This is a genomic window from Citrobacter sp. Ce119, assembly GCF_030334525.1.
Lineage (GTDB): Bacteria > Pseudomonadota > Gammaproteobacteria > Enterobacterales > Enterobacteriaceae > Citrobacter > Citrobacter europaeus.
The window spans coordinates 174,114-197,236 of the sequence record NZ_JAOWDR010000051.1; the positions used below are offsets into that span (position 1 = coordinate 174,114).

Genomic DNA, 23,123 nt, shown 5'->3' on the forward strand with positions numbered 1-23,123 from the left:
ATTTGTGTATTTTTATTCTGTTTTGGCGCTGTGCGCAAGCGTAATTTTTACCCATCCCGAAGATTTATCTCAGTAATGCCGTGAATATAAAAAGAATGTTTACCCTTTTATTGATGACAGATTATGCGTCATTCGCTAAAGTTTCCGGTCAATTCGGACGTTTTACGTATTACCTCAATAAAGATTTCTTTTGCTCGGGAGAAGCATGTCGGGATCCAATTCAGCAATCAGTCGCCGCCGTTTACTGAAAGGTGCGGGTGCTATGTGGCTTTTGAGCGTCAGCCAGGTCGGTCTGGCTGCCGTTAGTCAGGTCGTTGCCGTTCGTGTCTGGCCTGCGTCCAGCTATACCCGCGTCACGGTAGAATCTAACCGTCTGCTGAAATACAAACAGTTTGCCCTGAGTAATCCTGAGCGTGTGGTTGTGGATATTGAAGGCGTTAACTTGAACTCGGTGCTTAAGGGCATTGGTACGCAGATCCGTCCTGACGATCCGTATATTAAGTCGGCGCGTGTTGGGCAGTTTGACCCACAGACCGTGCGGATGGTGTTCGAGCTGAAACAGAACGTGAAGCCGCAACTTTTTGCGCTGGCTCCGGTGGCTGGCTTTAAAGAACGTCTGGTGATGGATCTCTATCCTGCGAATGCCCAGGATGTTCAGGATCCGTTGCTGGCGTTGCTGGAAGATTACAATAAGGGCGATCTGGATAAACAGGTGCCGCCTGCGCAAAGTGGCCCGCAGCCTGGTAAAGCGGGGCGCGATCGTCCGATTGTCATTATGCTGGACCCTGGCCACGGTGGAGAGGATTCCGGTGCGGTGGGGAAATACAAGACGCGTGAAAAAGATGTGGTACTGCAGATTGCCCGCCGCCTGCGAGCCCTCATAGAGAAAGAGGGCAACATGAAGGTCTTTATGACGCGAAATGAAGATATCTTCATTCCGCTTAAAGTCCGCGTGGCGAAAGCGCAGAAGCAGCGTGCAGACCTGTTTGTCTCTATTCACGCCGATGCCTTTACCAGCAGACAGCCCAGCGGTTCGTCGGTGTTTGCGCTCTCAACCAAAGGCGCCACCAGTACCGCCGCGAAATATCTGGCGCAGACCCAGAACGCCTCGGATCTCATCGGTGGCGTCAGCAAAAGCGGTGACCGTTATGTCGACCACACCATGTTCGACATGGTGCAATCGCTGACCATCGCCGACAGCCTGAAGTTTGGTAAAGCGGTATTGAACAAGCTTGGAAAAATCAATAACCTACATAAAAATCAGGTTGAACAGGCCGGGTTTGCGGTGCTAAAAGCGCCGGATATCCCATCCATTCTGGTAGAAACGGCATTTATCAGTAACGTTGAGGAAGAGCGTAAACTCAAAACGGCGACCTTCCAGCAGGAAGTTGCAGAGTCGATTCTGGCGGGGATTAAAGCCTACTTTGCCGATGGGGCGACGCTGGCGAGAAGGGGATAACAAAAAAGCGCTGAAAAGCGCTTTTTTTATGGGCAACAGAAACAAAAAAACACCCGTTAAGGTGTTTAATGTGTTGGTTGCGGGGGCCGGATTTGAACCGACGACCTTCGGGTTATGAGCCCGACGAGCTACCAGGCTGCTCCACCCCGCGTCCGTCTTTACTCTTCATCGAGTAAACTTGCATCAGATTTTAATTGGTTGCGGGGGCCGGATTTGAACCGACGACCTTCGGGTTATGAGCCCGACGAGCTACCAGGCTGCTCCACCCCGCGTCCGTCATTACTCTTCCATCGAGTAACGTTACTACTTCTGATTTTAATTGGTTGCGGGGGCCAGATTTGAACTGACGACCTTCGGGTTATGAGCCCGACGAGCTACCAGGCTGCTCCACCCCGCGTCCGTGGATGCGCACTATACTCTGCTCGCATTTTCATGCAACCCTTTTTTCACCTTGATCACGTTTTTAGGGTGAAAATGAACAAAAACAACGCATTCTGGATTATTTTTTGCTCAAAATTTGCGTCGGGGTATGTATACGCATTTCATTAGGTACGGGGGTTTGTTATCTTCGTCTCGCATTCAGGCAACATAAGACGAGAACAATGAAAGGACGTTGGGCAAAATATCTTCTGGCGGGAGCAGTAGTCGCGATGCTCGCCGCGTGTTCCTCAAAACCCACCGATCGTGGGCAGCAGTATAAAGACGGGAAATTTACCCAGCCTTTCTCACTGGTGAACCAGCCTGATGCGGTTGGCGCACCAATCAATGCCGGTGATTTCGCCGAGCAGGTTAATCAAATTCGCAGCGCTTCGCCGCGTTTGTACGGTAACCAGAGCAACGTCTACAACGCTATCCAGCAATGGCTACGCGCGGGCGGTGATACGCGCAGTATGCGCCAGTTTGGTATTGATGCCTGGCAAATGGAAGGGGCGGACAATTACGGTAACGTCCAGTTTACCGGTTACTACACGCCGGTGATTCAGGCGCGCCATACGCGTCAGGGCGAGTTTCAGTATCCTATCTATCGTATGCCGCCAAAACGTGGGCGCTTACCCTCTCGTGCCGAGATCTACGCTGGCGCGCTAAGCGATAATTACATTCTGGCGTACAGCAACTCCCTGATGGATAACTTCATTATGGATGTTCAGGGCAGTGGTTACATCGATTTTGGCGATGGCAGCCCACTCAACTTCTTTAGCTATTCCGGGAAAAACGGCCACGCCTATCGCAGTATCGGCAAAGTGCTTATCGACCGTGGCGAAGTGAAAAAAGAAGATATGTCGATGCAGGCCATTCGCCACTGGGGAGAAACGCACAGCGAGGCCGAAGTGCGTGAGCTGCTGGAGCAGAACCCATCGTTTGTCTTCTTTAAACCGCAATCTTTTGCTCCGGTAAAAGGGGCCAGCGCGGTACCGTTGATTGGCCGTGCATCCGTGGCTTCTGACCGTAGTATCATTCCTGCGGGCACAACGTTACTGGCGGAAGTTCCGTTACTGGACAACAACGGCAAGTTTACTGGTCAGTACGAACTGCGTCTGATGGTGGCGTTAGATGTGGGTGGGGCGATTAAAGGGCAACACTTCGATATCTACCAGGGCATTGGGGCTGACGCCGGACACCGTGCCGGGTGGTATAATCACTACGGTCGCGTATGGGTACTGAAAACAGCGCCGGGTGCGGGTAACGTTTTTAGCGGTTAATTGCCGGATGGCGCTTCGCTTATCCGGCCTACATTATTGAGTAGGCCTGATAAGGCGTAGCCGCCATCAGGCAGTGATGCAGTCATCAAGGGCGGTATTTGTCCGCTCTTTTTGTTTTCTATATTTGAGGTTCTATGTCTGTGGTTATCAGTGACGCCTGGCGCCAGCGTTTTGGCGGTACGGCGCGTCTGTATGGCGAAAATGCGTTGCAGCTGTTTGCCCAATCGCATGTTTGTGTGGTTGGAATTGGCGGAGTGGGGTCATGGGCGGCGGAAGCGCTGGCGCGTACCGGCATTGGTGCCATTACACTTATCGATATGGATGATGTGTGCGTCACCAATACAAACCGCCAGATCCATGCTCTGCGCGATAACGTCGGCCTGGCAAAAGCTGAAGTGATGGCAGAACGTATCCGCCAGATTAACCCGGAGTGCCGTGTTAGCGTGGTCGATGATTTTGTTACGCCAGAAAACGTTGCTGAGTATATGAGTGCGGGATTTTCGTATGTCATTGATGCGATTGATAGCGTGCGCCCAAAAGCGGCACTGATTGCTTATTGTCGGCGTAATAAAATTCCGCTGGTGACTACCGGCGGTGCTGGCGGGCAGATCGACCCGACGCAGATTCAGGTCGTTGATTTGGCAAAAACCATTCAGGATCCGCTGGCGGCTAAGCTACGTGAGCGGCTGAAAAGCGATTTTGGCGTAGTGAAAAACAGCAAAGGCAAACTGGGTGTGGACTGTGTGTTCTCGACCGAAGCGCTGGTTTACCCGCAGGCAGATGGCTCGGTATGTGCGATGAAAGCGACGGCGGAAGGGCCAAAACGTATGGATTGCGCGTCCGGATTTGGCGCAGCCACTATGGTGACCGCCACCTTTGGCTTTGTTGCCGTCTCACATGCGCTGAAGAAGATGATGGCGAAAGCGGCGCGCCAACTCTGATAGTGTCGGATAGCGCTGTGCTTATCCGACCTACGGTTCGTGCGGTGTTGTAGGCCGGATAAGACACATCAGCGCCGTCATTCGGCTTTCTGAGCAGCCTCAAGAATAGCTTCGTTAAGAGCATGCAGCCCCTGGCTACGCGAGGCGCTAAGCTGCGCGCGTAAACCCAGTTCGTCAAATAATGCCATGGGCGAGTGCGCCAGTAACTCGGCTGCGGTTTTACCTTCGACCGCCGTGAGTAATACCGCCAACAGCCCGCGTACTATGCGACCTTCGCTGTCGCCGAAGAAATGCAGAGTGCCATTCTCATGAAGGGTATGTCCCAACCAGACGCGGTTTTCGCAGCCCGCAATTTCTTTGGCCTGTGCTTTTAGCGTATCCGGAAGCGCCGGCAACTGCTTACCCAGCAGAATCAGCTGGCGATATTTATCTTCCCACTGAGTGAGCGGGATAAAGGTATTGCGTAACGTCTCTTCGGTTACGGTTGTGCCAAACGGGTGTCCGGCGAACAGAGGGCTTGTCATTAATCCACCAATATTTCCAGCGCGCGGTCCACGGCTGTGACCAGCGCATCCACATCACTTTGGGTATTATAAGGTGCAAATGAGGCGCGTAGCGTCCCGGATACGCCCAGTTCTGCCAGCAGCGGTTGCGCACAATGTTGCCCTGCGCGTAGCGCAATGCCATATTCGGCCAGCAGAGTGACCATGTCGCTGTGATGAACGCCAGCGAAATCAAAGGCTAGCAGACTGGAATCCTGGCAGCGGAAGGAACGAAAGCCAGGGCGTTTTGCCAGCGCATCCTCTGCCAGCGTCGCCAGACCCCGGCTCCAGTTTTCGGCCTGCGCAACGTCGACGTCCGCCAGCCATTCGAGCGCCGCGCTCAGCCCGATAACGCCAGCAACGTTAGGCGTACCGGCCTCCAGCTTCCATGGCGCTGCCTGGGTGGTGAAACCATCAAAACTGACTTCACTAATCATCTTGCCGCCGCCGAGCCAGGGAGACATCGCTTCCAGCAGTTCAGGTTTACCGTACAGCACGCCAATGCCGGTCGGGCCATACAGTTTGTGGCCCGAGAATGCATAGAAATCAATATCTAACTGCTGTACGTCAGCAGGGAAATGGACAATACCCTGGGCGCCATCAACCATCACCACCATGTCAGCCGCATGGGCGAGCGTGATGGCGCGGGCCAGATCCGGGCAACCGCCGGTGACGTTCGACATCTGCCCGAGCGCCAGAATGCGGCTGCGGGGAGTAATGAGTTGCGCGAGGTTTTCAACATCTGGCAATAAATGGGCATTGAGCGGCAGCCGGACTACCTTAGCTCCCGTTTGCTCCGCCACCATCAGCCAGGGCACGAGGTTGGCGTGATGTTCTGCCACGCTAACGATAATCTCATCGCCCGGTTGTAAGCGCGGTCGCGCATAGCTTTGGGCAACCATATTAATCGCCTCGGTCGTGCCGCGGGTCCAGACGATTGTTTTGTCATCCGGCGCATTAATCAGACTTGCGACTTTTCCCCGCGCGGCTTCATAGCGTGTGGTCAGGCGTTGTGCTTCGGCAAACTGGCTGCGATGGACGTTCCCGGCGCTCAGGCTATAAAACTGGTGGGTAGCTTCAATCACCGCCTGCGGCTTCAGCGCCGTAGCAGCGCTGTCGAGATAGACGCCAGCATCGTTGAGTGCGGGAAATTGGGCGCGAAACTGCGCGGGGTTAAAAGCGTTCATGGTATTCCTCAGTTCAGTAAACCGATCGTGGCGCAAAAATGGCGCTGATACAAGAGTTGTGCTAACCATCGGAATACTCTGGATATCCTGGCAAAGTCCGCGCAGTGTCTTATGCTAATTAGCGTTAGGCGAGCAATTTTGCCTGTTACGGAGTGTATTTTTAATAGCATAAATCGCTTTAAGGAGAAGAAGATGAAAAAGACTGCCGCAATTATCTCTGCTTGTATGCTGACTTTTGCCCTGAGCGCCTGTTCCGGTTCGAATTACGTGATGCACACCAACGATGGTCGATCAATCGTGTCTGATGGTAAGCCACAGACTGATAATGAAACGGGGATGATTTCGTATAAAGACGCTAACGGCAACAAACAGCAGATTAACCGTACCGATGTGAAAGAGATGGTAGAACTGGATAACTAACCGGTCGTCCATCGACAAAGAGTCGGACAAAAAAAAGCACCGCAAGTTGGCGGTGCTACATTAATCACTATGGACAGACAGGGTAAATGTACAGGAAGTGAAAAAGGGTAGCCTTGCTACCATGGTCTGAATCGCAGACCAATTGCAAACACAACAACACAACATCACAACCGTAAGCCAAAAGCCCACCAGAACACGCATTCCGATAAAACTTTTCGTTCCGGCTTCAGGAAGTGCCGCCACTATAGGTATTTGCTGGTAGAACCTCAACGGACAATTTATAATGGCTCAGATAAAAAAAACTAATAGGTTACAGCCTGTTAGGTAATTGTTAAATTCATTTAACATCAAAGCCTAAAAGTCATGTCAAAACGATTACCACCCTTAAATGCGTTGCGTGTTTTTGATGCTGCAGCGCGTCATTTGAGCTTTACTCGCGCAGCAGAAGAGCTTTTTGTGACGCAGGCCGCAGTAAGTCATCAAATCAAGTCTCTTGAGGATTTCCTGGGGCTAAAGCTGTTTCGTCGACGCAATCGATCTTTGCTGTTAACGGAAGAAGGCCAAAGTTACTTCCTCGACATCAAAGAGATTTTTTCGCAATTAACCGACGCGACGCGTAAGCTTCAGGCTCGCAGCGCAAAAGGTGCGCTCACCGTTAGTTTATTGCCCAGTTTTGCGATCCAGTGGCTGGTGCCCAGACTCTCTAGCTTTAACTCAGCTTATCCGGGAATCGATGTCAGGATCCAGGCGGTGGACCGTCAGGAAGACAAACTGGCTGACGATGTTGATGTGGCGATTTTCTACGGACGCGGCAACTGGCCGGGTCTGCGCGTTGAAAAATTGTACGCTGAATATTTATTGCCGGTCTGCTCGCCGCTATTATTGACCGGTGATAAACCGCTGAAGGCGCCTGATGACCTGGCTAAGCACACATTATTGCACGATGCGTCGCGTCGTGACTGGCAAGCCTATACGCGTCAGCTTGGCCTGAATCATATCAACGTACAGCAGGGACCTATCTTCAGCCATAGCGCCATGGTGCTACAGGCTGCTATCCATGGACAGGGGGTTGCGCTGGCGAATAACGTCATGGCGCAATCCGAAATTGAAGCCGGACGTCTGGTTTGTCCGTTTAACGATGTTCTGGTCAGCAAAAACGCATTTTATCTGGTTTGTCATGACAGTCAGGCAGAACTGGGTAAAATAGCCGCCTTCCGTCAGTGGATTCTGGCGAAAGCGGCCACGGAACAAGAAAAATTCCGCTTTCGTTATGAACAATAATTTACGTAGGGTATTCACATGACCAGCCGTTTTATGCTGATTTTTGCCGCCATAAGTGGCTTTATCTTTGTGGCGTTGGGCGCCTTTGGGGCACATGTTCTGAGTAAAACCCTCGGTGTCGTTGAGATGGGGTGGATCCAGACTGGCCTTGAGTATCAGGCGTTTCATACGTTGGCTATCTTTGGTCTGGCCGTCGCCATGCAGCGACGTATTAGCATTTGGTTTTACTGGAGTAGCGTGTTTCTGGCATTGGGAACGGTGCTGTTTAGCGGCAGCCTCTATTGCCTCGCGCTCTCTCATTTACGCCTGTGGGCGTTTGTTACCCCCGTTGGTGGTTTCAGCTTCCTTGTGGGCTGGGCGCTGATGTTAGTGGGCGCTATTAGATTGAAACGTAAGGGCGTTAGCCATGAATAAGGTAGTATTGTTGTGTCGCCCGGGTTTTGAAAAAGAGTGCGCCGCAGAAATTACGGATAAAGCAGGACGCCGGGAAATCTTCGGTTTTGCCCGCGTGAAAGACAATGCGGGTTACGTCATCTTCGAATGCTATCAGCAGGACGATGCCGAAAAGCTAGTGAAAGAGTTGCCGTTTAGCTCGCTGATTTTTGCTCGCCAGATGTTTGTGGTAGGCGAGCTGCTGCAATATTTACCGCCGGAAGACCGTATTACGCCAATTGTCGGCATGTTGCAGGGCGTGGTGGAAAAAGGCGGCGATCTGCGTGTCGAAGTTGCTGACACCAATGAAAGCAAAGAGCTGGTCAAATTTTGCCGTAAATTTACCGTACCGCTGCGCGCGGCGCTGCGTGAAGCTGGCGTGCTGGCAAAGTATGAAACGCCAAAACGTCCAGTGGTTCACGTTTTCTTTATCGCTCCTGGCTGTTGCTATACAGGCTATTCCTGGCCTGACAATAACTCCCCGTTCTACATGGGTATTCCACGTCTGAAGTTCCCGGCCGATGCGCCAAGCCGTTCAACGCTGAAGCTGGAAGAAGCGCTGCACGTGTTTATCCCAGCTGATGAATGGGATGAGCGTCTGGCTAACGGAATGTATGCGGTGGATTTAGGCGCATGCCCCGGCGGTTGGACCTATCAACTGGTTAAACGCAACATGTGGGTTTATTCCGTGGATAATGGTCCGATGGCGCAAAGCCTGATGGATACCGGACAGGTTACATGGCTGCGCGAAGACGGATTTAAGTATCGCCCGAATCGTAACAATATTTCGTGGATGGTTTGCGACATGGTGGAGAAGCCCGCGAAGGTTGCCGCCCTGATGGCGCAGTGGCTGGTCAACGGCTGGTGTCGTGAGACTATCTTCAACCTCAAGCTGCCGATGAAAAAACGCTACGAAGAAGTGTCGCAAAATCTGGCTTACATTCAGTCGCAGCTTGACGAGCATGGCGTAAATGCCCAGATTCAGGCGCGTCAGCTGTATCATGACCGTGAAGAAGTGACCGTGCATGTACGTCGCCTGTGGGCTGCCGTCGGCGGTCGTCGCGACGAGCGATAAGATAAAATTGAAGGCCGGATCAAGGCATAACCGCCTTATTCGGCCTGAATTGTTTCAATCAGCGGCGTATCCGAAACAATATGCGTCACATCATCCAGATGCCCAATCCGTGCCTCCCCCGAACGATTAAATTTGCTTTTATCAATCAGCAATAATGATTGCGCTGCACGCTTAAGCAAGATGGACTTGAAGTCGGCGTTGGTCGCATTTGAGTCCCAGAGCGCGCCGTCGCGGTCGATCCCTTCGCAGGAAAAAATAAACAGGTCGATGTCGAGTGGTTTGAGCTGCGAGATAAGCGAGGGGTTAACATAGCATCCGTATTTACGCTCGAGGCGACCGCCGGAGCTGATAAGCTGAATGTGTTCACGTTTAGCCAATTCCTGGCAGATGGGCTGGCTGTTGGTAAAAACGTGAATGTTGATGTCCGGTAACTGTCGCGCCAGATACCAGCAGGTTGAGCTGGCGTCTAAGGCTATCACCATACCTTCTTCGATCCATGCCAGCGCTTCGCGGGCAATATGTGCTTTGTGGGCATAATGGCTTTTGAGCCGCATATGAAACGGGTCGCCGCTGTCCTGATCTTCCCGGTGAATCACTTTGGCCCGCCCGTGATTACGCAACACTTTTCCCTGGGCTTGTAACTCACTGAGATCGCGGCGGATGGTCTCTCTGCTGACGTTAAGCTGCAAAGAAAGGGCTTCGGTTGTCAGACTTTTGTGGTGAGTAAGTAGATCTACAATTGCCTGCTGGCGCGCCGCTTTCATGTTCTGATCCTTATCTTTTGATGAATGCCCGTAGCTGACGGGCATTCAGACCAGAGATTACGGCGTTACCCCTTTTTTTAATAGAATATTCCCGTACTTTGCCCGCTCTCCTGTGATAACGATCGCAAACGCCTGTTGCGCGCGGTCATAGAAGGCATAGCGGTCAATACGTGTGATATCCGGGCAGGGGGTTTGTAGTGAAAGCGCCTGACGATAACGTGACTCGACATCAGGATCGAGGGTGTCGCCTTCAACAGCGGCCATCATCACCAGTGGTGGGGCGTAGCTGTCCAGTTCAAACAGTGGAATAATCGCCTGCAGCAGATCGCTGACCAGTAGACCATCTGCGCGAATGACCTGCGGTCCCATGCTGTGGGCCGGGAAGTGGGCATCGGAAAAGATAATCTCATCACCGTGTCCCATTTCAGCCAGCACCTTCAGTAGATCTGGGGAAATTAAGGGAGATATCGTTTTGAGCATGTTACACGACTCCTGTCAGTTCGGATTCGGTTTGCGGATAGAAGTAACGGTATTGGTAGCACACCTGCGCGCGTGCCTGTTCGGGAGAGGTAAATTCCCCGATGCCTGACCAGGCAAACATCGCGGCCCCGGCCACGGTGGTTTCGGCATCATCCAGCACTTTGACAGGGATCCCGAGTACATTCGCTTTGATCTGATTCCACAATGCGTTGCGGCTTCCTCCGCCAACCAATAGCAGTTCCGTGGCCTGAAAATGACCGATTGTTTCCAGCGTGTGCAGATTTCGCTGCAACTGTTCTGTGAGCGCTTCCAGCGCGGCGCGATAAAAGTGCCCGCGGGTGGTATTGAGCGTAACCCCTCGCCAGCCCGCATCCTGACAGGCCAACAAGTCGCAGTGCATCTTCACCCCTTCGGCACCTGCGGGAATAGCCAAAGCTTCATCAATCAGCGTCTGCCAGGGGGTGTCGGCAGTCCACAGCAGCTTACGTACCCACTCGAGTACACCGGAAGCCAGCCACTGCATGCCGGGGTTTTTCAGTCCTGCCTGGCTATCCAGTTCACAGGTGGAACCCGCATAATGGCTGAGCTGGGAGGTATCTACCTGTGAACTGCGCACCATCAGAATCTCCCATGTGCCGGAAGAGAGCACCGGTTCATCGGGCTGCGCCCCTGCGCCAAATAGCGCAAACTGCGTGTCGTGTCCGGCAGAAATGACCGGAATACCCGCCGCAAGCCCGAGCTGGCTGGCGGCCTCTGGCTGCAGAATCCCAATCTGTTCGCCAGCTTCTACCAGGCGTGGGAACAGACGACGCGGTATACCTGTTGCTTGCAAAATGTCATGACTAAAATCGCGCTGGCGGATATCCAGCATCTGGCTGGTGCCCGCCATGGAGATATCGGTAGTGAACTCGCCGGTTAATCGGTGGTTGATAAGCGATGAGATAAATAGCCAGGCATGCGCCTGTTCCAGTAATTGCGGATGGTTTTCTTTGAGCCACACCAGTTTATACAGCGTATTAAAGCTAAACGCGCCGACGCCGGAGATTTCCTGCAACTGCTGCGGCGACATATAGCGGTGGATAGTTTCCATTACCGCTGCGGTGCGTGGGCATTTCCAACTGATTACCGGATACAGTTGCTTGCCGGTTTTATCAACCAACGCGCCGTCTACGCCGAAGGTGGTGACGGCGATCCCGCGGATATGGCAGGCGGCCAGCTGCGTTTTGAGTCGCTGACAGCAGTCGGCGAAGCGTTGCAGAATGGCCTCCAGCGACCATTGATGCCAGCTACTATTTTCTGTTGCGGTGTCGCTGGCATTCGGGGTCGCTGCGCGGGCGACAATCTTTCCCTGTCGGTCAACGGCGATTGCCCGCACGTTGGTCGCGCCGCAATCGAGGACCAGAATAACGTCTTGTTTCATAATCGCTCCCGAGACGTTGCCGGATGGCGGCGTAAACGCCTTATCCGGCCTACACGTTGTGCTCCTGTAGGCCCGGTAAGCTTGCGCCACCGGGCGGAGTCGCATTAACGCTTATACAGCGGGCCGTAGTTCTGGCAGGCGCGATAATCCTGGCCTTCCGTATCCATTCCGTGGGCTGCCCAGGCTGAAGGACGGTAAATTTTCTCGTCTTCCACGTTGTGCATGCAAACCGGGATACGCAGCATGGCGGCCAGAGTGATAAAGTCCGCGCCCACGTGACCAATCGTCAGCACACCGTGGTTTGCGCCCCAGTTTGCCATTACTGAATAGACATCGCTGAACGGGCCTTTACCGGTTAAGCGCGGGGCAAACCAGGTGGTCGGCCAGGTAGAGTTGGTACGCGCATCGAGCTGGTCATGCATATCTTTCGGTAATTCCACGCTCCAGCCTTCCACGATTTGCAGCACCGGCCCCAGGCCTTTGATAATGTTGATGCGAGTCATGGTGAACGGCACGCCACCCTCGGTCAGGAAGCGAGAGGAGTAGCCGCCGCCGCGGAAGTATTCGTGAATAGCTGGACACCATTCGGTTGCCGCCAGGCAATCATCGACCTCTTTCTGCGCGATCTCCCAGTGCGGCTTCATAGTCGGTTTCCCTGCGCCGTCGCGCTGTTTGCAGGAGCCGTCCAGTGCTGCCGAGCCGGAGTTAATCAGGTGAATAATGCCGTGCTCAGCAAGGCCGGTCAGTGGTTTCCCCGTGACGCGTTCAACCGCCTCTGGCGACCAGTAGGTGCGCACATCGGCAAAGACCTGCGCCGTGCCGGTGAGTTGATGACCAAACAGCATCGCCACGCCGTTCAGGCTGTCGTTTTCGGTGGCGACAACAAACGGTTCGCGTATGCCATTCCAGTCAAAGGAGCTGTTGAGCAGGGCTTCGGCGGTATCACCATTCGGATATTGATCGGTCCAGTGACGCTGGCCCTGGAAGCCTGCGGCAATCGCGTTGTACCCCAGCGACTCTTCAACCCGACCTTTGTCGGCCAGCTTCTGGTTACCCTGCATCATGTCGCGAATGCACATGGCCATCAGCAGACTTTCTTTCAGCACAGCCCGGCTTTGCTCTGCGTTACGCTTATATTGCTGCGCATTCTGATCCTCGCCGTAGCGGAAGTTTTTGTCCGCCCAGGCCAGCGCCATTTCCAGCTCAGCTTCATCATAGATTTTTTGGTCGATGCGACGACGCAGTTCAGTCATATCAACGGGTTGAACCTTCATTCCCAGCCAGGATTCAAAGAAGTTATGATCGACAATTGAGCCGGCAATGCCCATTGAAACGCCGCCTACGGACAGATAGCTTTTGCCCTTCATACTGGCAACTGCTAAGCCCGCGCGGGCAAAACGCAGCAATTTTTCTTCCACATCGGCAGGGATCGTGGTGTCGCCGGCATCCTGTACGTCATGGCCATAAATAGAGAAGGCGGGAAGTCCTTTTTGATTATGCGCAGCCAGTGCAGCGGCCAGATAAACGGCCCCCGGACGCTCGGTACCGTTGAAGCCCCAGATAGCTTTCGGGCGCATCGGATCCATATCGATTGTTTCGCTACCGTAGCACCAGCATGGGGTAACAGTGATTGTCACGCCCACATTCAGGCTGCTGAATTTTTCTTCGCAGGCGGCAGATTCAGCCATCCCGGCAATGCAGGTATCGGCGATCACACATTCAATTTGCGCGCCGCAGGCGTGACGAAGTTTCTCAGCGATCAGCGCAGCGGTGGCTTTAGCCATATTCATGGTTTGCTCTTCGAGCGATTCGCGAACACCCATACGGCGCCCATCAATCACCGGACGAATGCCAATTTTCGGCAAGCTATTTTTTTTCATTCGAGGTTCCTCATCTCACTTTATGCCGTGCTGCAAAAGCGGATTTTGAACACCACCGTCGCAGTTGGCCGAATAACCCATTTTTGCTAACTCGAGTTAGCTTAGGTATCAGAGAGTTTTTTGCACAACTTTTTTGTTGTGGAACTGTGAGAGGCTTCACGAGAAGTGGTTAAAATTCGATCTGCGTCAAATAAACCAGGACGGATATTTTTAGATAAGTTCTTTTAAATTAATTATTTGCAATAAATTGTCTGTTCAGCGTCACAGTTTTAAACCAAATGATTTGGCTAATTTGAGTAGCTAAAATAGCTTTAAAAGGCAATTCGCTAACTCGAGTTAGCATGATTGATAAAACGCATATGAACGTATAGGTAGTATTCGCATTAACGGTGACGATGGCTTCCTGGCAACGTTTTTTCGCCTGATTCACTGATTGCAGTTTCTGTATATTGAGGAAAGCAGCAATGTCTGAAACATTTTTACAGATGAGTCATATTACGAAACGTTTTCCCGGCGTATTAGCGTTGAGTAATGTGGATTTTGCTTTACGCAAAGGCGAGGTTCATGCGCTGCTGGGTGAGAATGGCGCAGGAAAGTCTACGTTGATGAAGATTTTATCCGGTGTTTATCAGCCTGATGAAGGAGATATTATTTTCGAAGGGCAACCTGTTACTTTTGCAAACCCACTGAGCGCACAAAGCGCAGGTATCACTATTATTCACCAGGAATTCAATCTATTCCCTGAACTCACAGTAGAAGAAAATATATTTATTGGCAGGGAGTTTTGCAAAAATAATCGCTGGCGTCTGGATGAAAAACAGCAGCGACAGGCTGCTATCGATATTTTGCAAAAATTAAACCTGAATATCTCCCCAGAAACGCTGGTGGCCGATCTGACCGTCGCACAACAACAAATGGTTGAGATTGCTAAAGCGATATCGGTGAATGCCAAGATCCTTATTATGGATGAACCGACGGCGGCACTGACGGAAACGGAAATCGACAGCTTATTTCAGGTGACCCGTTTGTTGAAGGAACAGGGAACAGGCATTGTTTATATCTCGCACAGGCTGGAGGAACTGGCGCTGATAGCCGACCGCGCGACGGTGATGAGGGATGGTCAGTTTATTGCCACCGTAGATTATGATGCGGTTAAAATTAGCGATCTGATTGCCATGATGGTTGGGCGTGACCTCGGCAATATCTATCCTCGTCGTGGACCTTTGGCTCAACGTAAGCCGGTGTTGGAAGTCAGCGGTCTGACGCGCAATGGCGTACTGAACAACATTGATTTCACCCTGTATCAGGGCGAAATTTTGGGCTTTGCCGGCTTGATGGGCGCAGGGCGTACTGAGCTGGCGCGGGCGATTTTTGGTGCGGATCCCATTGATGGCGGAACTCTCAAGCTAAACGGCAAAGTTACGGTAATTAAAGATATTCCTGATGCTATCAAACAGGGCATCAGCTATTTAACCGAGGACAGAAAAAAAGAGGGGCTGGCATTAGGGCTGTCCGTTGAGCGCAATATCATGTTGGGCAATTATCCTGAGTATTCCGACCGTTATGGCAATGTGGACAGCAAACGTTGTCAGAAAACCAGCGAGGAACAGGTTAAGGCCCTACGTATTAAAACACCACATTTAGAGCAGGCAGCACTGAATTTAAGTGGCGGTAATCAGCAGAAAATTATTATTGCCAGATGGGTATGTAAAGATACCGATATTCTCATCTTTGACGAACCAACTCGCGGTATTGATGTGGGTGCCAAACTTGAAATTTATGAATTAATGAATCGACTGGTGGCAAAAGGGAAGTCAATTATCATGATTTCCTCTGAATTACCGGAAGTGCTGGGTATGTGCGATCGCATTTTAGTGATGCGTAATGGACGTATTACCGGGGAGTTAGCTTCTGATGACGCCACACAAGAAAAAATCATGCAATATGCGACGTTAGAGGACTAATTTATGACTATCTCTGTAACCTCTTCAGACAGCAATAATAAGAAAATAAAAATTAATAAAGAACTTTTAATGCGCCTTGCGCCGCTTTTGAGTCTGATTATTTTAGTAATATTTTTTAGCTTCGGTTCGCCATTTTTCTTTAACACTGAAAACATTATGACAATTGCCCTGCAAACGTCGGTGATTGGCATCATGGCGATTGGCGTTACCTTCGTCATTATCACTTCAGGAATCGACCTTTCTCTTGGCTCGGTCGTGGCCTTTTCTGGTGTTGCGGTCGGTATCAGCGCCACGCTGGGACTGCCTCTGCCCGTATGTATTCTGGCGGGGGTGCTGGCCGGGGGATTATGCGGCTATATCAACGGCCTGCTGGTCACCAAAATGACTATCCCGCCTTTTATCGCCACGCTGGGCCTGATGATGTCCGTCAGAGGCATCAATATGGTGATGACGGATGGTCGTGCGATTTATTTCGCCGATTACCCCACCTTCAAAATGCTGGCCCAGGGACGTTTGTTCGATGTGCTGCCTTATCCCGTTTTTTACCTGGTAGTGGTGGCGTTAATCGCCGCCTACATCCTGAAGAAAACGGTGATTGGTCGCTATGTTTACGCCGTGGGTAGCAATGAGGTGGCCGCACATCTTTCCGGTATTAAAGTTCAGCGCGTCAAAATTTTCGTCTACGCCTTTTGTGGTCTGCTGACCGGGATTGCCGGGGTGATTCTGGCCTCTCGTTTGAACTCTGGTCAGCCAACGGTCGGCGTGGGATATGAGCTGGAAGCCATCGCGGCGGTTGTTATTGGCGGTACGAGCCTGATGGGCGGAATTGGCACCATCGGCGGCACGATCATCGGCGCATTCATTATGAGCGTGCTGAAGAATGGCCTGAACCTGATGGGCGTTTCCCAGTTCTGGCAAATGGTAGCCATGGGCGTGGTGGTCATTGCCGCGGTTTATCTCGACACATTACGCAAAAAAATTCGTTGATTTACGCTCCCGGAAGTCACGGGGCATCATAACCCTGACGTTTAGGGTGACTCACTCAGAACGGAGTAAAACAATGAGAACCAGGAATTTTGTCTATGCGTTATCCCTGCTGGCCTGTATGACATCCAGCGTATTGGCTAAAGATATGAACCTTCCGGTGGTCAGTAAAGGTTTCCAGCATGAATTCTGGCAAACCGTAAAAATGGGGACGGAAGCGGCAGCAAAAGAGTTGGGTGATAAAACCAGCTATGTTGGCCCGGCGGATGAAACTCAGATTGCCGAGCAGATTCAGTTAGTTGAAAACGCGATGGCGCAAAAACCGAATGGGCTATTACTGGCCGCGTTAGATGCCAATGCGCTGGCGCCATTAGTTGAGACCGCAAATTCACGCGGCATTAAAGTTGTGACGTTTGACTCCGGCGTGAATTCCGATATTCCGGTGAGCTTTGTCGCTACGAATAACCGAAAAGCCGGTGCTGAAGCCGCAGACGCGCTGGCAGCGGAAGTGGGCAGCAAAGGGAAAGTGGGCATTATTGCGCACGTAGCAGGGACTTCTTCAGCGATTGAACGTTCGGAAGGGTTTATTGCCCGTATGAAGGAGAAATATCCGGATATTCAGGTGCTACCGGTCCAGTACAGCGATGGCGATCCGCAAAAAGCGATGGATAAAACCATCGATATGATCCAGGCCAACCCGGATATCGCAGGAATTTATGGTACGAATGAAGGCTCAACGCTTGGCGTAGCAAACGCTATTGATAGCCAAAATCTGAAAGGCAAAGTGAAGGTGATTGGTTTTGATAGCACCGAGGCAATCATTGCTTTCCTGAAGTCCGGAGTGATTCAGGGATTTGTGGTGCAGGACGCTTATCAGATTGGCTACCAGGGTATTAAGACGCTGAATGCTGCGGTATCGGGTCAGTCTGTACCGAAAGAAATTGATATTCCGGTGAAATTTGTCAGCGCGAAGAATATTGATACGCCAGAAATTGACAAGCTGTTACACCCATTCGGTAAAAAATAAGACCGTTGGGGCGAGGTGCTCGCCCCATCATTAGCCAGCGTCAGGGAGTTACTATGGGCAGTGGATATTTCCTCGGTGTGGATGTCGGTTCCGCCAGCGTCAGGGCGGGTGTCTTTGATGCCAGTGGCAAACGGCTGGCTTTTGCGACTCGTTCCATCTCGCAGTTTCGACCCGGTCCTGAGCGGGTTGAGCAGTCATCTGCAGAAATCTGGCAGCAGGTTTGCCATGCAGTGAAGGAGGCGGTGTCGTCATCCGGGGTTTGCATTGAGGATATTCGCTCATTGGGTTTTGATGCCACCTGTTCATTGGTAGCACTGGACGAACAGGGGCGGGGACTGGCGGTTTCCCCCGGCGAACCGTCAGACCATAACATCATCATGTGGATGGATCATCGTGCGGCGCAGGAGACGCAGCGTATTAACGCCACGCAGGATCCCTCTCTGCGCTATGTTGGCGGTGAAGTCAGCGTCGAAATGGAGCTTCCCAAAGTGCTATGGCTGAAAAACCATTTTCCAGCCACCTGGCAGAGTGCGCATCGATTCTACGATTTGGCGGACTTTCTGGTCTCTAAAGCTACCGCCACTGATGTTGCGGGGTTGTGCACGCTAACCTGTAAATGGAACTATCTGGCACATGAACAACGCTTCAGCCACTCCCTGCTCGATGCCGTTGAATTAACGGATTTATTGGGCAAAATCCCGTCGCGTATTCTGCCGCCAGGCGCTGGCGTTGGAACGCTTAGCAGCGATGCGGCCCAGGCGCTGGGGCTGACGACTGCAGTGGTCGTCGCCAGTGGAATGATTGATGCCCATGCAGGCGGAGTGGCGCTAGCTGGTGCCGAGCCTGAGGGGACGTTGGCGCTGATCAGCGGAACGTCAAATTGCCATATGCTGTGCAGCCGGCACGAAATTCATACGCCAGGCGTATGGGGACCATACTGGTCAGCCATGCTGCCAGGCTACTGGCTGACGGAAGGGGGACAAAGCGCCGCCGGGGCGTTAGTCGACTGGACGCTTCAGGAGTCAGGTGCCAGCGCTGAGCTGTTTAACAAAGCTGAAGCGCGGGGGTGCCATCCCATCGTTTTAGTTAATGAATGGGTTGCAGCACTTGAGGATCAGGAGTCAGAGCCTGGTCGTTATTTGCATGTGCTGGCCGATCACCATGGTAATCGTTCGCCGCGCGCGCGACCCGATGCCCGGGGGAGTGTGTATGGTTTAACGCTGGAACGAGGCGAGATGCAGGTTGCTCGTCTGTACCTGGCGACAATACAGGCGATCGCCTGCGGTACGCGACATATTATGGAGGTGATGCGCGAAAACGGTCACACCATTTCCCGTCTGACGCTGTGCGGCGGCGCAACGCATAACCCACTGTGGTTGCGAGAATATGCCGATGCCACCGGATGCGATATTCATCTTATGCAGGAAGAGGATGCGGTAACGTTAGGTGCGGCCATTACCGGCGCGGTGGCATGCGGCGCGTGGACCACGATTCCGTCCGCATGCCAGGCGATGGTTCGATCGGGCGAGGTGATCAGGGCTAACCCGGCACGGCGGAACTTCTATGATCGTAAATACCAGGCTTATCTGATGCTGTGGGATCAGCAGCAGGCGATTAACCAACTTATGCAGTAAGACAAAAGTTTAAAATACTTTTATGATTGGGGATTGACGTTTTTGGATGTGAACTGGGGCATATAAATGGCTAAAACAGTAGAACAGATAGCCAGCGATCTGAATTTATCGGTTACGACCGTACGACTGGTGCTGAACGGGAAAGCAGAGCAATATCGAATCAGTGTCAAAACCCAAACGCGTATTAATGAATATGTCGAGCGCTATGGTTACGTCATTAACCATTCAGCACGCAGCCTGAAATTGAATAAAACGGATACGTTAGGATTGATAGTCCCTAATATTTCCAACGTGTTTTTTGCCACACTTGCAGAAAAACTTGAGCAACGCTGTCGCCGTTCTGGTTATCAGCTAACGATTAGCTGTACCTATGACGATGTTGATTACGAAAATAAACTGACCAAAGCGTTAATCGCGCGCAATGTCGATGGCCTGTTTATTGTTCCTTCAACGTTAGAGAATCAGCAACACCATTTACGTCAGGTCAGGAAACCAATGGTGTTGCTTGACCGTGATTTTAAGTATACCGACAACGCACTGGTTGAAAGTCATAACATTTTGGGCGGCGAAAAGTTGACGCAAAGTTTGTTTGACGCTGGAAAGTCGCCGATCTGGTTTTTAGTAGGGGATACCGGATTACCCAGCATTGGTGACCGTTTGCAAGGTTATCTTAATGCATTGAACAATAATGGTATTTTTCACAGAGATTGGGTGCGCGAAGGTCCGGATAACACACCTGAAGGTGGTTATCGACTCATGGATGAGTTGATCGGTGAACAGGACTGTCCGCAGGCATTTATCGCCTCATCATTACCCGTACTGGAAGGGGCCATTAACGCTATTCGTAATCGTTTAGGCACTATTCCACCAGAAATTAATATTGGGACATTCGATGAACACCCAATGCTGGGATTCCTCGCCAATAATGTCTGGTCAATGCAACAGGATGAAAATGTCTGGGCGGAAAAAGCATTCGATATGATGATGAGTGCTATTGATGACCGGCCAATTAAAGAAACTGTAAAAGTTGAAATGAAACTAATTAAGCGCGTAAGACAACCATAATTCGTCGCTAAAAATAAATCGGCCAACTGAATCTGAATAAATACATTCAGTGGCTGCCTGTACCTGAAACCTGACCCGTCTTATTCTGCGGCTGCATTTTTCGCAATAAAGACGAGGGGAAACTGTACCCGGAGAATCATTATGGAAAGAATGCGTTTGTCGCGAGAAATCATTGAAACCTGTCTGGAAATGACCAGCCTTGGATTGAATCAGGGGACGGCGGGAAATGTGAGTGCGCGTTATGAAAACGGGATGCTGATCACGCCCAGCGGTATTCCTTACGAAAGACTTACTGAAAACATGATCGTGTATGTAGATAACGACGGGAAATATGATAAAGGACAATTACCCTCCAGTGAATGGCGTTTTCACCTGGCGGCATACCAGACGCGTCCGGATGCCAATGCGGTTGTCCATAACCATGCCGTACACTGCACCGCCGTTTCAATTCTCAATCGCCCTATCCCGGCAATTCACTACATGATTGCAGCGGCGGGGGGAAACTCTATTCCGTGTGCGCCTTATGCGACGTTTGGTACACGAGAGCTGTCAGAGCATGTGAGCGTCGCCCTGAAAAACCGTAAGGCAACGCTTTTACAGCACCATGGGTTGATTGCTTGTGAAGCGAATTTAGAAAAAGCACTGTGGTTGGCGCATGAAGTGGAAGTTCTGGCCCGCCTGTATCTGAGCACGCTGGCGATTGTTGACCCAGTTCCGGTGCTGGATGACGAAGAGATCGCCATTGTGCTGGAGAAATTCAAATCTTACGGATTACGCATTGAAGAGTAATTTCGCATAGCGAAAAGGAGATATACGATGGCGAACAGAATGATTCTGAACGAAACGGCATGGTTTGGCCGGGGAGCTGTTGGCGCGTTAACCGATGAAGTCATCCGTCGTGGTTATCGCAAGGCGTTGATTGTGACAGATAAAAATCTGGTACAGTGCGGCGTTGTTGAAAAGGTGACTTCCCGAATGGATGCTGCAGGTCTGGCATGGGAAATCTATTCAGGCGTTATCCCTAACCCAACCATTGCGGTGGTGCAGGAAGGATTGGGTATGTTTCAGCAAAGTGGCGCAGACTATCTGATAGCCATCGGCGGAGGCTCCCCGCAGGATACCTGTAAAGCGATTGGCATTATCCATAATAACCCTGAGTTTGCAGATGTGCGCAGCCTTGAAGGGTTATCGCCGACGCGCAGCCCGAGCGTACCGGTTATGGCAGTCCCAACCACCGCGGGAACGGCAGCGGAAGTGACCATTAACTACGTGATCACTGACGAAGAGAACCGGCGTAAGTTTGTTTGTGTCGATCCACATGACATCCCGCAGGTGGCGTTCATCGATGCTGACATGATGGACGGCATGCCCGCTGCATTAAAAGCCGCCACAGGAGTGGATGCACTGACTCATGCCATTGAAGGGTACATCACGCGGGCGGCGTGGGCGCTTACCGATGCGCTGCACATCAAAGCCATCGAAATTATTGCCGGGGCATTACGCGGTTCGGTCGCGGGCGATAGCCAGGCGGGTGAAGCGATGGCGCTGGGCCAGTACGTTGCCGGAATGGGGTTTTCCAACGTTGGCCTGGGATTAGTGCATGGCATGGCACATCCGTTAGGCGCGTTTTACAACACGCCGCACGGCGTCGCGAATGCCATTTTGCTGCCGCACGTGATGCACTATAACGCCGAATTTACCGGGGAAAAATTCCGCGATATCGCCCGGGCGATGGGGGTTAAGGTTGAAGGCCTGACGCTGGCAGAAGCACGTAAAGCGGCGGTGGATGCTGTCTTCGCCCTTAACCGTGATGTAGGGATCCCACTGCATTTACGCGATGTTGGCGTACGCAAAGAGGATATTCCTGCACTGGCGCAGGCGGCATTTGACGATGTTTGTACCGGGGGAAATCCGCGTGAAGCGAGCCTTGGGGATATCGTCGAGCTATACCATACCGCCTGGTAATCACCTGGCGTTTATCCGGCCTGCTGGGTTGTACGATAAGTAGGCCGGATAAGGTGTTGACACCGCATCCGACAATAAGGCTACCGCGCCAGGCGTAATTGCTGTAGGTTTCCGTCGATATGTAAGTCCGTTTGCAGCCGCGCGATATCGCGGCACAAAAACGCCATCTCCCGATGTTCTTCGAGTTTCTTGCGCCATTTCTCCGGTACGTCATTCAGATGTTCATACAACGCTTCCAGCATTGGAAACTGCGTCAGCAATTGTGTGGCGCTTTTGGGTCCAATACCGGCAACCCCTGGAACTTTAGAACTGCTGATCCCCGCCAGTCCCCAGTAATCAGGCAACTGTTGCGGTAGTACGCCGAACTCTTTCTCGATAAAGGGCGCATCCAGCCAGCGTTTCTGGAAATAGTCCCGAATACGCAGCGTTGGGGAGAGTAGCTGACAATAGCCTTTATCGGTTGAAACGATGGTTGCCTGATGTCCCGCCTGGCAAACTTTAACCGCCAGAGTAGCGGCTAAATCATCGGCTTCATTCCCGCTGGATTCCCAGCAGCAGACGCCGCGCTGTTCAAAAGCAGCGCGTAAGGCGGGCATTTCCTGGTGTAAATCGTCAGGCATTGGCGGGCGACCGGCTTTGTAGTCAGGTAAGCGTTGGTGACGCCAGCCGCTGTTGCGCGCCTCGTCATCAAATACCGCCACGGCGTGCGTGGGCTGACTGTGCACAATCAGCTGATCGAGTGCGTGCTGGCACGTCTCCACGCAGGGTGAGCCCTGTACGGCGTGAATACGGCGGATGAGATTCAGTGCATCAACAATGAGCAGATGGACGGCCACGGTGTTCTCCCTAACAAATCAGTCTGTAGGGTAACATTCACGGCGAAGGGAGGCGAATAGTTGGCAG

At 52.0% G+C, this 23,123-nt stretch carries 21 protein-coding genes and 3 tRNA genes; 14 read left to right on the forward strand and 10 right to left on the reverse strand.

What is annotated here, in order from left to right; translation table 11 throughout:
- The first annotated feature begins 205 nt into the window (after positions 1–205).
- Positions 206–1,459: an N-acetylmuramoyl-L-alanine amidase AmiC gene (gene amiC, locus OGV80_RS13415; protein ID WP_043017425.1), complete on the forward strand. Its 1,254-nt coding sequence runs from the start codon at positions 206–208 to the stop codon at positions 1,457–1,459.
- Positions 1,460–1,533: 74 nt separating this feature from the next.
- Here amiC and OGV80_RS13420 read toward each other — a convergent pair.
- The 3 genes from OGV80_RS13420 to OGV80_RS13430 all read right to left on the reverse strand — a co-directional run bounded on the left by OGV80_RS13420 (position 1,534) and on the right by OGV80_RS13430 (position 1,856).
- Positions 1,534–1,610: transfer RNA gene (locus OGV80_RS13420), tRNA-Met, on the reverse strand.
- Positions 1,611–1,654: 44 nt separating this feature from the next.
- Positions 1,655–1,731 (reverse strand) — tRNA-Met (locus OGV80_RS13425).
- Positions 1,732–1,779: 48 nt separating this feature from the next.
- Positions 1,780–1,856 (reverse strand) — tRNA-Met (locus tag OGV80_RS13430).
- A gap of 205 nt (positions 1,857–2,061) precedes the next feature.
- Between OGV80_RS13430 and mltA the strand changes: the two genes are divergently transcribed.
- Positions 2,062–3,159, forward strand: coding sequence for a murein transglycosylase A (mltA, locus tag OGV80_RS13435; protein ID WP_003034021.1), 1,098 nt, complete (start codon positions 2,062–2,064; stop codon positions 3,157–3,159).
- A gap of 134 nt (positions 3,160–3,293) precedes the next feature.
- Complete coding sequence (tcdA, locus tag OGV80_RS13440) at positions 3,294–4,100, forward strand: tRNA cyclic N6-threonylcarbamoyladenosine(37) synthase TcdA (RefSeq protein WP_047409008.1); 807 nt, start codon at positions 3,294–3,296, stop codon at positions 4,098–4,100.
- Positions 4,101–4,177: 77 nt separating this feature from the next.
- On the opposite strand, the gene csdE is transcribed toward tcdA, so the two are convergent.
- Positions 4,178–4,624 carry a cysteine desulfurase sulfur acceptor subunit CsdE gene (gene csdE / locus OGV80_RS13445; RefSeq protein ID WP_043017423.1) on the reverse strand — a complete coding sequence of 149 codons (447 nt, stop codon included), beginning with the start codon at positions 4,622–4,624 and terminating at the stop codon, positions 4,178–4,180.
- Positions 4,624–5,829 carry a cysteine desulfurase CsdA gene (csdA, locus tag OGV80_RS13450; protein ID WP_172862371.1) on the reverse strand — a complete coding sequence of 402 codons (1,206 nt, stop codon included), beginning with the start codon at positions 5,827–5,829 and terminating at the stop codon, positions 4,624–4,626. The genes csdE and csdA overlap by 1 nt, the downstream gene beginning before the upstream one ends.
- 192 nt (positions 5,830–6,021) lie before the next feature.
- Between csdA and OGV80_RS13455 the strand changes: the two genes are divergently transcribed.
- The 4 genes from OGV80_RS13455 to rlmM all read left to right on the forward strand — a co-directional run bounded on the left by OGV80_RS13455 (position 6,022) and on the right by rlmM (position 9,037).
- The gene (locus tag OGV80_RS13455; RefSeq protein WP_016154261.1) at positions 6,022–6,249 is read left to right on the forward strand and encodes a YgdI/YgdR family lipoprotein; all 228 of its coding nucleotides are present in this window, start codon (positions 6,022–6,024) and stop codon (positions 6,247–6,249) included.
- A 363-nt stretch (positions 6,250–6,612) separates the two neighbouring features.
- Complete coding sequence (gene gcvA / locus OGV80_RS13460; protein WP_043017421.1) at positions 6,613–7,530, forward strand: glycine cleavage system transcriptional regulator GcvA; 918 nt, start codon at positions 6,613–6,615, stop codon at positions 7,528–7,530.
- Between the two features lie 18 nt (positions 7,531–7,548).
- Positions 7,549–7,944, forward strand: a complete 396-nt coding sequence (locus OGV80_RS13465) for a DUF423 domain-containing protein (RefSeq protein ID WP_005130969.1) — start codon at positions 7,549–7,551, stop codon at positions 7,942–7,944.
- Positions 7,937–9,037 carry a 23S rRNA (cytidine(2498)-2'-O)-methyltransferase RlmM gene (gene rlmM, locus OGV80_RS13470; RefSeq protein ID WP_286515109.1) on the forward strand — a complete coding sequence of 367 codons (1,101 nt, stop codon included), beginning with the start codon at positions 7,937–7,939 and terminating at the stop codon, positions 9,035–9,037. The genes OGV80_RS13465 and rlmM overlap by 8 nt, the downstream gene beginning before the upstream one ends.
- Before the next feature lie 35 nt (positions 9,038–9,072).
- Here the strand turns inward: rlmM and fucR are convergent, their stop codons facing one another.
- The 4 genes from fucR to fucI form a co-directional block, all read right to left on the reverse strand.
- Complete coding sequence (fucR, locus tag OGV80_RS13475; RefSeq protein ID WP_087051235.1) at positions 9,073–9,801, reverse strand: L-fucose operon activator; 729 nt, start codon at positions 9,799–9,801, stop codon at positions 9,073–9,075.
- A 57-nt stretch (positions 9,802–9,858) separates the two neighbouring features.
- Positions 9,859–10,281 (reverse strand): L-fucose mutarotase, encoded by a 423-nt coding sequence (gene fucU, locus OGV80_RS13480; RefSeq protein ID WP_043017418.1) that lies wholly within the window; start codon positions 10,279–10,281, stop codon positions 9,859–9,861.
- 1 nt (position 10,282) lies between these two features.
- On the reverse strand, positions 10,283–11,701 hold the full coding sequence (fucK, locus tag OGV80_RS13485; RefSeq protein WP_286515112.1) for an L-fuculokinase: 1,419 nt from the start codon (positions 11,699–11,701) through the stop codon (positions 10,283–10,285).
- Between the two features lie 104 nt (positions 11,702–11,805).
- Positions 11,806–13,581 carry an L-fucose isomerase gene (gene fucI / locus OGV80_RS13490; protein WP_286515113.1) on the reverse strand — a complete coding sequence of 592 codons (1,776 nt, stop codon included), beginning with the start codon at positions 13,579–13,581 and terminating at the stop codon, positions 11,806–11,808.
- A 464-nt stretch (positions 13,582–14,045) separates the two neighbouring features.
- Between fucI and OGV80_RS13495 the strand changes: the two genes are divergently transcribed.
- The 7 genes from OGV80_RS13495 (at position 14,046) to fucO (ending at position 22,220) form a co-directional block, all read left to right on the forward strand.
- Positions 14,046–15,545: a sugar ABC transporter ATP-binding protein gene (locus OGV80_RS13495; protein WP_043017415.1), complete on the forward strand. Its 1,500-nt coding sequence runs from the start codon at positions 14,046–14,048 to the stop codon at positions 15,543–15,545.
- Between the two features lie 3 nt (positions 15,546–15,548).
- Positions 15,549–16,532: an ABC transporter permease gene (locus tag OGV80_RS13500; protein ID WP_003034055.1), complete on the forward strand. Its 984-nt coding sequence runs from the start codon at positions 15,549–15,551 to the stop codon at positions 16,530–16,532.
- Between the two features lie 73 nt (positions 16,533–16,605).
- Positions 16,606–17,556: an ABC transporter substrate-binding protein gene (locus tag OGV80_RS13505; RefSeq protein WP_003034057.1), complete on the forward strand. Its 951-nt coding sequence runs from the start codon at positions 16,606–16,608 to the stop codon at positions 17,554–17,556.
- A 53-nt stretch (positions 17,557–17,609) separates the two neighbouring features.
- The gene (locus OGV80_RS13510; RefSeq protein ID WP_286515115.1) at positions 17,610–19,190 is read left to right on the forward strand and encodes an FGGY-family carbohydrate kinase; all 1,581 of its coding nucleotides are present in this window, start codon (positions 17,610–17,612) and stop codon (positions 19,188–19,190) included.
- 66 nt (positions 19,191–19,256) lie between these two features.
- Positions 19,257–20,255, forward strand: coding sequence for a LacI family DNA-binding transcriptional regulator (locus OGV80_RS13515; protein WP_043017413.1), 999 nt, complete (start codon positions 19,257–19,259; stop codon positions 20,253–20,255).
- 141 nt (positions 20,256–20,396) lie between these two features.
- Positions 20,397–21,044: an L-fuculose-phosphate aldolase gene (gene fucA, locus OGV80_RS13520; protein WP_003034062.1), complete on the forward strand. Its 648-nt coding sequence runs from the start codon at positions 20,397–20,399 to the stop codon at positions 21,042–21,044.
- Positions 21,045–21,071: 27 nt separating this feature from the next.
- Positions 21,072–22,220, forward strand: a complete 1,149-nt coding sequence (fucO, locus tag OGV80_RS13525; RefSeq protein ID WP_286515118.1) for a lactaldehyde reductase — start codon at positions 21,072–21,074, stop codon at positions 22,218–22,220.
- An 80-nt stretch (positions 22,221–22,300) separates the two neighbouring features.
- Here the strand turns inward: fucO and xni are convergent, their stop codons facing one another.
- Complete coding sequence (xni, locus tag OGV80_RS13530) at positions 22,301–23,056, reverse strand: flap endonuclease Xni (protein ID WP_087052053.1); 756 nt, start codon at positions 23,054–23,056, stop codon at positions 22,301–22,303.
- Positions 23,057–23,123: the final 67 nt, after the last annotated feature.